We start from the raw sequence: 11,774 nt of genomic DNA on the forward strand, positions 1-11,774 counted from the left end.
AGCAGTGTGTCAGTCGATACATCTGTCACTGATCCACCGCTATCGGGGGCAAGCCCCCTCCCACATTGGCCATATTCCTACAGTGGGAGCTGTTTAGTACTTAGTGCTGCAGGATTTTCTCAAGGAAGTGCTGCGCACGTTCGGAGCGTGCGCTGATGTCGCCGAAGAACTCTTCTTTCGGGCAGTCTTCGATGATCTTGCCGGCGTCCATGAAGATCACGCGGTCGGCCACTTTGCGGGCGAAGCCCATTTCGTGGGTCACGCACATCATGGTCATGCCTTCATGGGCCAGTTGCACCATCACGTCGAGCACTTCGTTGACCATTTCCGGGTCCAGCGCCGAGGTCGGCTCGTCGAACAGCATGACGATCGGGTCCATGGCCAGGGCGCGGGCAATCGCCACACGTTGCTGCTGGCCGCCGGAGAGCTGGCCAGGGTGCTTGTGGGCGTGTGCCGACAAGCCCACGCGGTCGAGCAGTTGCAGGCCCTTCTTGGTGGCTTCTTCCTTGCTGCGGCCCAGCACCTTGATCTGCGCGATGGTCAGGTTTTCAGTGATAGTCAGGTGCGGGAACAGCTCGAAGTGCTGGAACACCATGCCAACGCGTGAACGCAGTTTTGGCAGGTTGGTCTTCGGGTCGGCGATGGAGGTGCCATCGACCACAATGTCGCCCTTCTGGAACGGTTCCAGCGCGTTGACGCACTTGATCAGGGTGGACTTGCCCGAGCCGGAGGGCCCGCACACCACGATCACTTCGCCTTTTTTAACCTCGGTGCTGCAATCGGTCAGCACCTGGAAGTCGCCATACCACTTGTTGATGTTCTTGATAGAGATCATACGGCAAACCTTTTTTGCAGACGCTTGACCAGCAGCGAGGCGGAAAAGCTGATGATGAAGTAGACGACACCGGCAAAGATCAGGAACTCATTGGAGCGGCCGATGATGTCGCCGTTGGAGCGGGCGGAGTTGAGGAAGTCCACCAGGCCCACGGTGTAGACCAGGGAGGTGTCCTGGAACAGGATGATCGACTGTTGCAGCAGCAACGGCGTCATCTTGCGGAACGCCTGGGGCAGGATGATCAGGCGCATGGTCTGGCCGTAGGTCATGCCCATCGCTTGTGCCGCTGCCATCTGGCCCTTGGGGATCGACTGCACGCCGGCCCGCACGATTTCGCAGAAGTACGCAGCCTCGAACATCATGAACGCCACGACGCAGGAAGTGAACGCACCGATCGGCGTGTCTTCGCCGGTGATCCAGCGCAGTACGAACGGCACCGCCAGGTAGAACCAGGTGATCACCAGCAGCAGCGGGATCGAGCGGAAGTAGTTCACATAGGCGCCGGCCACACGCGACAGCAGTTTATTGGACGACAAGCGCATCAGGGCCAGGATGGTCCCGATGATGATGCCGCCAACCACGCCCATGACCATCAGCTTCAAGGTCATGACCATGCCGTTCCACAGGCCCGGGATGGCGGGGATGATGCCGCTGAAATCGAAGTCCATTATTTACCCCCCACGGAGATCAGGCCGGGCACTGCGACTTTCTTCTCCACTACGCGCATCAGCAGCATCAGGCTCATGTTCAGGGTGAAGTAGATCAGCGTGGCCAGGGTGAAGGCTTCAAACAGGTTGGCCGAAAACTCGGCGGTCTGTTTGGTTTGCGCCAGCAGTTCCATCAAGCCGATCAAGGACGCCACGGAGGAGTTCTTGAACACGTTGAGGAATTCGGAGGTAAGCGGTGGAATGATGATGCGATACGCCTGGGGCAGCAGCACGTTCCAGTAGATCTGCGGCAGCTTGAAGCCCATGGCGCGCGCGGCGGATTCCTGGCCACGTGGCAGCGCCTGGATGCCTGTACGTACTTGCTCACACACACGGGCGGCGGTGAACAGGCCCAGGCACACCACAACGCTCAGGTAGGCCGAGGTGGTCGGGTTCAGGTCTTGTTTGTACCAGTCCTGCAGGTTTTGCGGCAGCATGTCCGGTACCAGGAAGTACCAGATGAACAGCTGAACCAGCAGCGGCACGTTACGAAACAGTTCTACGTAGCAGGTCGCAATGCCCGACACGAGGCGGTTTGGCACCGTGCGCATGACCCCCAGAATGGAGCCCAGCAGCAAGGCGATAATCCATGCCACGATGGCGATGGCGATGGTCCAGCCCAGCCCGGAGAGGTACCAGTCGAGATAAGTCTCGCTGCCCACGCCGGTGGACTTGAAGAACACGCCCCAGTCCCAGTTGTAATTCATTAGGGTCTCCCCTCGAGATCGATCGATGTACAAGCACCCGCTTGGGAAGATCCTTTTCCGCCCGACAATGAATGCCAGGCACACGCGATCGGCTCGAAAACCGCCAGGTCGAGTGTTCCAAGTTGAAGCTAGCAGGTAATTACAGACGCCTGAGGGAGGGTTGGCTCCCTCAGGAGATAAGCTTAGTCAGGTATCAGATTTTTACTTCTGGCGCTGGTTTGTCGCTTGGGTTGGCGATCAGCTCCTTGACCTTGTCGCTCATCGGGAAGTTCAGGTTCAGGCCCTTCGGTGGGATTGGGCTTTCGAACCATTTGGCGTAGATCTTGTTGATCTCGCCGGACTTGTACAGGGCGACAATGGCGTCATCCACGGCTTTCTTGAAGTCCGGGTCGCCTTTGCGAACCATGCAAGCATAGGCTTCGAAGGACTGCGGAGTGCCGGTGATAACCCAGTCATCCGGCTTCTTGGCCTTGGCTTCTTCACCGGCCAGCAGCGCGTCGTCCATCATGAACGCAACGGCACGGCCGCTTTCGAGCATCTGGAAGGATTCGCCGTGGTCTTTGGCGGAGATAACGTTCATGCCCATCTGCTTGTCGGCGTTCATCGCCTTGATGATGCGCTCGGACGTGGTGCCGGCGGTGGTCACGACGTTCTTGCCTTTGAGGTCGGCAAAGTCAGCGTAGGACGGCTTGCCTTCCTTGTCTTTCTTGACCAGCAGGCGGGTGCCGATTTCGAAGATGTTGACGGTGAAGTCGACTTGCTGGGCGCGTTCGGCGTTGTTGGTGGTGGAGCCGCACTCCAGATCCGCGGTGCCGTTCTGGATCAACGGGATACGGGTTTGCGAGGTCACCAGGTTGTATTTGGCTTTCAGGTCGGGTTTGTTCAGGTCTTTTTTCAGTTGTTCAACGACGGCCAACTGAATGTCGTGGGAGTAGCCCACGGGTTTGCCCGAACCATCCGCAATGTAGGAAAACGGAATAGAGCTGTCGCGGTGAGCGAGAGTGATGGTGCCGGAGTCGTTGATTTTCTTCAGCGTGCCGGTGAGTTCTGCGGCGAAAACTGGAGTGCTGATCAGAGCAGCAGCGATAGCTGCGCCCAGGATATGGGGAACGATACGCATCAATACTTCCTCGACATTTGTTTTTTTTATGAAGCCAGGTGAACGGCTCTCTTGTATAGCGAATGCCCGTGACGGCTCCTAAGGCGCCTCAGGTAATCGTCAGAGAGTGTAGAGCATGAGTCGTGCCATACCGAAAATAAAAGGGTAACTACATGATTTATATGGAGATTAACTTTTTGTTTCGGCGATATTTTCAGGCGGAGGTCCGGCAAACCGAATAGGGTGGAGGGGTGTGTTCGGAAAACCGAATAGTCCGTAGGGGCGAGCTTGCTCGCGAAAAACGCAAAAACGCCGCGTTTATGCTGAATAAACGCGGCGCTCTCAGGTTTTTCGCGAGCAAGCTCGCTCCTACAATTGGGCGGTCAGGCCGCTTCGATCTTGCTGCGGCTCTGCTCGACCTTGGACAGGTAACGCTGCAGGTTTTCCTGCTCCTGAGGTGTGGTGAACAGGCCAAGCTTGGTACGGCGCCACAGCACGTCCTGCGGTTGGGTCACCCACTCTTCGGCGCACAGGTAGTCGACTTCGCGGGTATACAGGCCGCCACCCAGGTGGTCACCGAGGTCGGCCAGCGATTGCACGCCTTCCAATAGGCGCCAGGTGCGGCTGCCATAAGTGGTGGACCAGCGACGGGCGATCTCGCTCGGCACCCAGTCGAACTTGTTGCGGATGGCTTCGGCCAGCGCTTCAGGCGTGCTCATGTTTTCGCCGCCGGGCAGGCTGGCGGTGGCGGTCCAGCTTGGGCGCATCTGGGTAAAGTACGGCGCCAGTTGGGCCATGGCCGATTCGGCCAGCTTGCGATAGGTGGTCAGCTTGCCGCCGAATACCGACAGGATCGGCGCTTCGCCGGAGCCGCCGGACAGCGACAGGGTGTAGTCACGCGTAATGGCCGATGGGTTGTCCGACTCGTCATTGCACAGTGGGCGCACGCCGGAATACGTGTGGACGATATCCTCGCGGCTCAGCTGCTTCTTGAAGTGCGCGTTGACCACTTTGAGCATGTAGTCGGTTTCACCTTCGGTAATCGCTACTTTAGCCGGGTCGCCCGTGTATTCGCGGTCGGTGGTGCCGATGATGGTCAGGTGGTTCAGGTACGGAATGGTGAAGACGATGCGTTGGTCTTCGTTCTGCAGGATATGCGCGTGGGCGCCCTCGTACAGTCTTGGCACGATCAGGTGGCTGCCCTGGATCAAGCGGATGCCGTAAGGCGAATCCAGCTTCAGGTCGTCCCTGATGAATTTGGCTACCCACGGGCCGGCGGCATTCACCAGCGCGCGTGCGCGGATCGAGAACAGGCTGCCGTCGGCACGTTCCATGTTCATTTCCCACATGCCGTTGTTGCGCTTGGCGCTGACGCAACGGGTCTGCGTGTGGATGTGCGCGCCTTTTTCGCGGGCAGCCATGGCGTTGAGTACCACCAGGCGGGCGTCGTCGACCCAGCAGTCGGAGTATTCAAAGCCCTTGGTGATTTCGCTTTTGAGCGGGCTGTCGGCGCCGAACTTGAGGCTTTTGGAACCTGCCAGCTTTTCGCGCTTGCCCAAGTGGTCATAAAGGAACAGACCGGCACGAATCATCCACGCCGGGCGCAGGTGCGGGCGGTGTGGCAGTACGAAGCGCATTTGCTTGACGATGTGCGGGGCCTTGGCCAGCAGTACTTCACGCTCGGCGAGGGCTTCCCGCACCAGGCGGAATTCGTAATGTTCCAGATAACGCAGGCCACCGTGGATCAGCTTGCTGCTGGCCGAAGACGTGTGGCTGGCCAAGTCATCCTTTTCGCAAAGGAATACCGACAAACCGCGCCCGGCTGCGTCTGCTGCAATGCCGACGCCGTTGATCCCGCCGCCAATCACGGCAACGTCATAGACTTCGGCAAGCGGTGGAGCAGGCAAGGTGGAAGGGTTCATCGGCTAGCCTCGCGATCTTTTCGTCTTGGAATTCGAACATTAATGTTCATTTGCGAAAATGGTAGCTGATAAATGCGGGCACAGCCAGCTGACTTCGATTGAAAAAACTCATCGAAGGGCAGGAAAAGGAAAATTTGTGAACATGAGTCGGGGGAAGACTCAAGAGGTTGAGTGCTGGATAGATCGCCATCGGGAGCAAGCCCCCTCCCACTTTGGTATGTGTTCACAGCTCAAAATGTGGGAGGGGGCTTGCTCCCGATGGCGGCAGTGCAGGCGCTACACGACCTCGAGCCGCACCTTATGCTCATTCAACACTTGCACCAATGCGGGCACTGGCTGTTGATCAGTCACCAGGCAATCCACAAGGCTGATCGGCCCCAGGCGAATCATGGCATTGCGCCCGAATTTGCTGGAGTCCGCCGCCAGGATCACCTGCCGCGCATTGGCAATGATGGCCTGGGAAACCCGCACCTCCTGGTAATCGAAGTCCAGCAGGCTGCCGTCCTCGTCGATCCCGCTAATACCGACCAGGGCAAAGTCGACCTTGAACTGATTGATGAAATCGACACTGGCCTGGCCCACCACGCCGCCATCGCGGCGCACGTTGCCGCCGGTCAGCAACACATCGAAGTCGTCCTTGGCACTGAGCATGGTGGCGACGTTGAGGTTATTGGTGATGATTTTCAGGTGGCTGTGATTGAGCAGCGCACGAGCGATGGATTCGGTGGTGGTGCCGATGTTGATGAACAGCGAGGCATGATCGGGAATCTGAGCGGCGATGGCTTCGCCGATGCGTTGCTTCTCGTCACGCATCTGATCGGCCCGCATGGCGTACGCGGTGTTCTCGACACTGGAGTCATAGGCCGCGCCGCCGTGGTAGCGGCGCAGCAGATTGGCGTCCGCCAGTTGGTTGATATCGCGGCGGATGGTTTGCGGGGTGACAACGAATAGCTGCGCCATTTCCTCGATACTGACGTAGCCGCGTTCGCGGACCAGTTCGAGGATTTGTTGTTGGCGTGGAGGCAGATTCATGGGGCGTCCTTTGGGCTGCCATACAAAAGTGGCCCATGATGACGCAGGAATCCGCTCCCTGCCAGTTACAACCTTATTCAGCGCCTTCGTGCGGTTCCCAGTCACGGGTGCGGCTCACCGCTTTTTGCCAGCCGGCGTAGAGTTTCTCTTTGGCCGCTTCATCCAGCTGTGGTTCGAACTCGCGCTCGATCACCGCCTTGCCACGCAACTCCTCCAGGCTGCCCCAGAAGCCACACGCCAGGCCCGCCAGGTAGGCGGCGCCGAGGGCAGTGGTCTCGCGCATTTGTGGGCGTTCGACCTGAGTGCCGAGGATGTCGGCCTGAAATTGCATCAGGAAGTTGTTGGCGACCGCACCACCGTCCACGCGCAGGGCCTTGAGGCGTTCGCCAGAGTCCTGCTGCATGGCATCGAGTACATCGCGGGTCTGGTAGGCAATCGACTCCAGCGCCGCACGAATGATGTGGTCTACGCGTACGCCTCGTGTCAGGCCGAACAGCGCGCCACGGGCATACGGGTCCCAGTACGGTGCGCCCAGACCGGTAAAGGCGGGTACCAGATACACGCCGTTGCTGTCCTTGACCTTGCCGGCGAAGTATTCGGTGTCGTGGGCGTCGTTGATGATTTTCAGTTCGTCACGCAGCCATTGCACAGTGGAACCACCATTGAATACCGCGCCTTCCAGAGCGTAAGCCACTTCACCGCGGGGGCCGCAGGCGATGGTGGTGAGCATGCCGTGCTTGGATTTCACCGCCTTGTCGCCGGTGTTCATCAGCAGGAAGCAACCGGTGCCATAGGTGTTCTTGGCCTGGCCGGCTTCGACGCACATCTGGCCGAACAGCGCGGCCTGTTGGTCACCGGCAATACCGCCAATGGCGATGCCACTTTTGGTGCGGCCGTAGATTTCGGAGGACGACTTCACTTCGGGGAGCATTTCCCGCGGGATGTCGAGAATCTCCAGCATCTTCGCATCCCACTCCAGCGTGTGGATGTTAAAGAGCATGGTGCGCGACGCGTTGGTGTAGTCGGTGACGTGGGTCTTGCCGCCGGTAAATTTCCAGATCAGCCAACTGTCGACGGTGCCGAACAACAGCTCGCCATTGCGCGCACGTTCGCGGCTGCCTTCGACGTTGTCGAGGATCCACTTGAGCTTGGTGCCGGAGAAGTACGGGTCGGTAACCAGACCGGTAGTGTCGCTGATGTACTGCTCATGGCCGTCTCGCTTGAGTTGCTGGCAAATTTCGGTGCTGCGTCGGCACTGCCAGACGATGGCGTTGTAGATCGGGCGACCGGTGATTTTATCCCAGACCACGGTGGTTTCACGCTGGTTGGTGATACCGATGGCGGCAACCTGATCATGGTGCAAACCGGCCTGGGCCAGCGCCTCTACCATCACCGCGCTTTGGGTGGCGAAGATTTCCATCGGGTCATGCTCAACCCAGCCGGCCTGCGGGTAGTGTTGGACGAATTCACGTTGCGCGGTGCACACCACGTTGGCGTCGCGATCGAAGATGATCGCCCGCGAACTGGTGGTGCCCTGATCGAGGGCAATGATGTAGTTCTTATTCTGAAGGTCGGTCATGTCAATTGCCTTGAACGAAATAAGGAAGTCAGAAATCAGCCTGGGCCGTGAAGGGCAGGGGACCAGGCTGGCGCTTTCAGGAAATACGAGTCTTGCCGTCGACAGCCGTGTCAGGTGTTTCAGCTATAGCAGGTGCTGCGCTCGGCAGGTGGCGAGCGATCAGCCCGCGATAGGCGGCAGCACCGAGGCAAGCACCGACAATCGGGGCGAATATCGGTACCAGGAAGTAAGGAATATCGCGACCGCCAGTAAAGGCCATTTCACCCCAACCGGCGAAAAAGGTCATCAGCTTGGGCCCGAAGTCCCGTGCCGGGTTCATCGCAAAGCCGGTCAGCGGGCCCATGGCGCTACCAATCACGGCGATCAATAAACCGATCAGCAGCGGGGCCAGTGGGCCGCGAGGCAGGCCGTTGTTGTCGTCGGTGAGGGCCATGATCACGCCCATCAATATTGCGGTGATGACCATTTCCACCAGGAATGCCTGGGCCGTGCTCAGCAATGCATGGGGGTAGGTGGAGAACACCGACGCCAGTTCCAGGCTGGCCTGGGAGCCACGGACCATCTGGTGGGTTTGTTCGTAATCGAAAAAAAGATTGCTGTAGAGCGTGTACACCAGTGCGGCGGAGCAGAATGCGCCGGCGACCTGGGCGAGAATATAGAAGGGCAGTTTGCGTTTTTCGAAGTCGGCAAAAAGGCACAGGGCGATACTTACCGCCGGGTTGAGGTGAGCCCCGGATATACCGGCACTCAGGTAGATCGCCATGCTGACACCGATCCCCCAGATGATGCTGATTTCCCATAACCCAAAGCTCGCACCCGCGACCTTGAGCGCAGCGACGCAACCGGTACCGAAGAAGATCAGCAGCGCAGTGCCCAGGAACTCGGCCATGCATTGGCTCGAAAGTGAAGGCTGTTGAAGAGCAGTTGTCATGGAAAACCTCAGTTGTTGTTCTTGTCTGGCGCACTGCCTCAACGGGCGGTTGCGCGATTTTCACCGTGACGAGGATCCCCATCCTTAGCCGCGGCTTACTGCTGGAGCACTGATGGACTATTCCTACAGTATTCGGAAACGAAAAAATATAGACAAGAATGACCGCTGTCAAAGGTCGAAAGTGAACCATTGGTCACTTTCGAACTATTGGTCTGGTGAATGATCACGCCCTTTATACCGAGCTTGTGCCCCAGCAGTGCTTGGACTAGAGCGTTTTGCCGGCGCTTGGCCTAGAATTGGGCACCTGTTTTCACTGCCGGAGACGCCATGACGCCCGCACTGGATTTGTTGAAAAAAGTTCGCGCCGAACATCGCATTCACAGTTATGAACATGACCCCAAGGCGGCGTCGTATGGTCTGGAAGCTGCGGAGAAATTGGGCCTCGACCCGGCGCAGGTGTTCAAGACGTTATTGGCGAGCAGCGAGAAGGGCGAATTGTTGGTGGCGGTGGTGCCGGTCGTCGGAAGTTTGGACTTGAAGGCGCTTGCCCATGCGGCTGGCGTAAAAAAGGTCGAAATGGCAGACCCGGCGGCAGCGCAGCGGTCTACTGGCTATCTGTTGGGCGGTATCAGCCCGCTGGGGCAGAAGAAGCGCTTGCGCACGTTTATCGACGAAACTGCGCAACCCTTTGCAACGATTTTTGTCAGTGCCGGGAGGCGAGGGCTGGAGGTGGAATTGCCCGCCGCGGTGCTGGCTGAACATACCCAAGCCAAATTCGCGGCCATCGGCCGGGCCTGATGATCAGCCGTGTGGAGATCTAATGGGGGAGGGGGCTTGCCCACTCCCACATGTATAACCGCTTACGCCTGGAACAGCACCAGATGCTCGGCCGCCACTCGAATCCCCACGTCCGTCCCCACCTGTTGATCAACATGGCTGGGGAAAATCGATTCCAGCTGAGCGCCCGTTGGCAGTTGCAACCGGTACAAGGTCGAGGCGCCCTGGAACGTCTTGCCGACGATCCGGGCTTTCAATGCGCTGTCCGGTGCGTAGACGATGTCGTCCGGGCGTAGCAATACATCCACCGCGCCACCTGTGGGCCAGGTATAGGCGCGATTGCCGCGCAGGTCTCCCAGTTCGGTGCTCACTGACTCCGGTGAGTTCAAGCGACCTCGAATGAAGTAACCCTGCCCGATAAAGCTGGCGACATAGGGCGTCTGCGGTTCGTGGTAAAGGTTGTAGGGCGTGTCCCATTGCTCCAGACGACCTTCCTTGAACACGCCGACATGGTCGCTGACCGCGAAGGCTTCTTCCTGGTCGTGGGTCACCAGGATCGCACTGGTGCCGCGTGCCTTGAGGATGTCGCGCACTTCATGGCTGAGCTTGCGGCGCAATTCGCCATCGAGGTTGGAAAAGGGTTCATCCAATAGCAACAGTTGCGGCTCTGGCGCCAGGGCGCGGGCGAGGGCGACGCGTTGTTGCTGGCCACCGGAAAGCTCATGAGGGAAGCGCTTGCCCAGATTCTTGAGGTTGACCAGTTCCAGCAGCTCGGCGACCACACGATCCTTTTGCGGATGTTTGCGAATACCAAAGACGATGTTGTCTGCCACGCTCAAATGCGGGAACAGTGCGTAGTCCTGGAACACCATGCCAATACGCCGTTTCTCCGGTGCCAGGGTAAAACCTGCACTGGAGATGACTTCGCCCGCCAAGCTGATTTCGCCTTCGTGTACCGGTTCAAAGCCGGCAATGGCGCGCAAGGTGGTGGTCTTGCCGCAACCGGACGAGCCAAGCAGGCAACCGATGTCGCCAGCATTGAGGTGCAGGTTGAGGTTCTGCACCACCCGTTGATCTTGATAGCCGCATGCCAGATTGCGCAGGTTCAGCAGTAATGGCTGGCTCATGCGTGGTGGTACGACGGTGGGACGAGAAACTCGAGCAAGGCTTTTTGCGCATGCAGGCGGTTTTCGGCCTGGTCCCAGGCGACAGAGCGTGGGTCATCGAGCAGGTCGAGGCTGATTTCCTCACCTCGGTGAGCAGGCAGGCAGTGCATGAACAGTACGTCCGGCGCTGCGGTATCGAGCAGGGCACGTGTCACCTGGAAAGGTGCGAACTGGGCCAGGCGCTTGGCCGTTTCGTCTTCCTGGCCCATAGAGGTCCAGACGTCGGTGCTGACCAGGTGTGCGCCGACCACCGCATCCTTCGGATCACGCAGCAACTGCACGCGGCCATCGGCCTTGGCCATGAACTCGGCGCTCGGCTCGTAGCCTTCAGGGCAAGCGATACGCAGGTGGAAGTCGAACTGGATCGCCGCTTCTATATAGCTGTTGCACATGTTGTTGCCGTCACCGATCCAGGCCACGGTCTTGCCCTGGATCGAACCGCGGTGTTCGAGGAAGGTTTGCATGTCGGCCAGCAACTGGCAGGGGTGCAGGTCGTCGGACAGCCCGTTGATCACCGGCACGCGCGAGTTGGCGGCAAATTCGGTCAGGGTGCTGTGGGCGAAGGTACGGATCATTACGGCATCGAGCATCCGCGACATAACGATGGCGCAATCGCTGATCGGCTCGCCACGGCCCAGTTGGGTATCACGCGGGGACAGGAAGATCGCCTGGCCACCCAGCTGGATCATGCCGGCTTCGAAAGACAGGCGTGTACGAGTCGAAGACTTCTCGAAGATCATCCCCAGTACACGGTTTTTCAAGGGCTCAAACAGTACGCCGCGGTTACGCAGGTCTTTAAGCTCAATGCCTCGACGGATCACGCTGACCAGCTCTTCGGGCGTGCAATCCATCAGGGAGAGAAAGTGCCTTGCGCTCATCATTAACTACCTTTTTGCAACAGACCGCAGATACTCAAAGCCTTGTTTATTGTGACAACGGGCGAGACCTGCGGCGAAAGCCGCACGGGGCGACGAAATAGGGGAAGGCGCGATATTGACATTAAATGTCGCGTCTTACCA

General features: G+C 58.7%; 11 protein-coding genes. 1 reads left to right on the forward strand and 10 read right to left on the reverse strand.

Annotation, left to right across the window (positions count from 1 at the left end):
* Positions 1–100: 100 nt before the first annotated feature.
* The 8 genes from E3O56_RS08560 to E3O56_RS08595 all read right to left on the reverse strand — a co-directional run bounded on the left by E3O56_RS08560 (position 101) and on the right by E3O56_RS08595 (position 8,812).
* Positions 101–835, reverse strand: coding sequence for an amino acid ABC transporter ATP-binding protein (locus E3O56_RS08560; protein WP_003188952.1), 735 nt, complete (start codon positions 833–835; stop codon positions 101–103).
* Positions 832–1,503 carry an ABC transporter permease subunit gene (locus E3O56_RS08565; RefSeq protein ID WP_003188954.1) on the reverse strand — a complete coding sequence of 224 codons (672 nt, stop codon included), beginning with the start codon at positions 1,501–1,503 and terminating at the stop codon, positions 832–834. The genes E3O56_RS08560 and E3O56_RS08565 overlap by 4 nt, the downstream gene beginning before the upstream one ends.
* Positions 1,503–2,249, reverse strand: coding sequence for an amino acid ABC transporter permease (locus tag E3O56_RS08570; RefSeq protein WP_003188956.1), 747 nt, complete (start codon positions 2,247–2,249; stop codon positions 1,503–1,505). The genes E3O56_RS08565 and E3O56_RS08570 overlap by 1 nt, the downstream gene beginning before the upstream one ends.
* A 193-nt stretch (positions 2,250–2,442) precedes the next feature.
* A complete protein-coding gene (locus E3O56_RS08575; RefSeq protein ID WP_005785249.1) occupies positions 2,443–3,369 on the reverse strand; it encodes a glutamate/aspartate ABC transporter substrate-binding protein in 927 nt (308 codons plus the stop codon).
* Between the two features lie 362 nt (positions 3,370–3,731).
* Positions 3,732–5,270 carry a glycerol-3-phosphate dehydrogenase gene (gene glpD / locus E3O56_RS08580; RefSeq protein ID WP_248128098.1) on the reverse strand — a complete coding sequence of 513 codons (1,539 nt, stop codon included), beginning with the start codon at positions 5,268–5,270 and terminating at the stop codon, positions 3,732–3,734.
* Positions 5,271–5,546: 276 nt separating this feature from the next.
* Positions 5,547–6,302 (reverse strand): DeoR/GlpR family transcriptional regulator, encoded by a 756-nt coding sequence (locus tag E3O56_RS08585; RefSeq protein WP_003188962.1) that lies wholly within the window; start codon positions 6,300–6,302, stop codon positions 5,547–5,549.
* Between the two features lie 73 nt (positions 6,303–6,375).
* Entirely contained in the window at positions 6,376–7,881 is a 1,506-nt protein-coding gene (glpK, locus tag E3O56_RS08590) for a glycerol kinase GlpK (RefSeq protein ID WP_005785253.1), read from the reverse strand.
* Positions 7,882–7,957: 76 nt separating this feature from the next.
* Positions 7,958–8,812: an MIP/aquaporin family protein gene (locus E3O56_RS08595; protein ID WP_032877537.1), complete on the reverse strand. Its 855-nt coding sequence runs from the start codon at positions 8,810–8,812 to the stop codon at positions 7,958–7,960.
* Positions 8,813–9,139: 327 nt separating this feature from the next.
* On the opposite strand from E3O56_RS08595, the gene ybaK reads away from it, so the two are divergent.
* Entirely contained in the window at positions 9,140–9,610 is a 471-nt protein-coding gene (ybaK, locus tag E3O56_RS08600) for a Cys-tRNA(Pro) deacylase (protein ID WP_005785257.1), read from the forward strand.
* Between the two features lie 62 nt (positions 9,611–9,672).
* Here the strand turns inward: ybaK and E3O56_RS08605 are convergent, their stop codons facing one another.
* Positions 9,673–10,716, reverse strand: coding sequence for an ABC transporter ATP-binding protein (locus E3O56_RS08605; RefSeq protein ID WP_078820412.1), 1,044 nt, complete (start codon positions 10,714–10,716; stop codon positions 9,673–9,675).
* Positions 10,713–11,633 (reverse strand): ornithine carbamoyltransferase, encoded by a 921-nt coding sequence (argF, locus tag E3O56_RS08610; RefSeq protein WP_057701405.1) that lies wholly within the window; start codon positions 11,631–11,633, stop codon positions 10,713–10,715. The genes E3O56_RS08605 and argF overlap by 4 nt, the downstream gene beginning before the upstream one ends.
* Between the last annotated feature and the right edge of the window lie 141 nt (positions 11,634–11,774).

This window comes from Pseudomonas sp. W2Aug9 (genome assembly GCF_023127755.1).
In the GTDB taxonomy this organism is placed as follows: domain Bacteria; phylum Pseudomonadota; class Gammaproteobacteria; order Pseudomonadales; family Pseudomonadaceae; genus Aquipseudomonas; species Aquipseudomonas synxantha_A.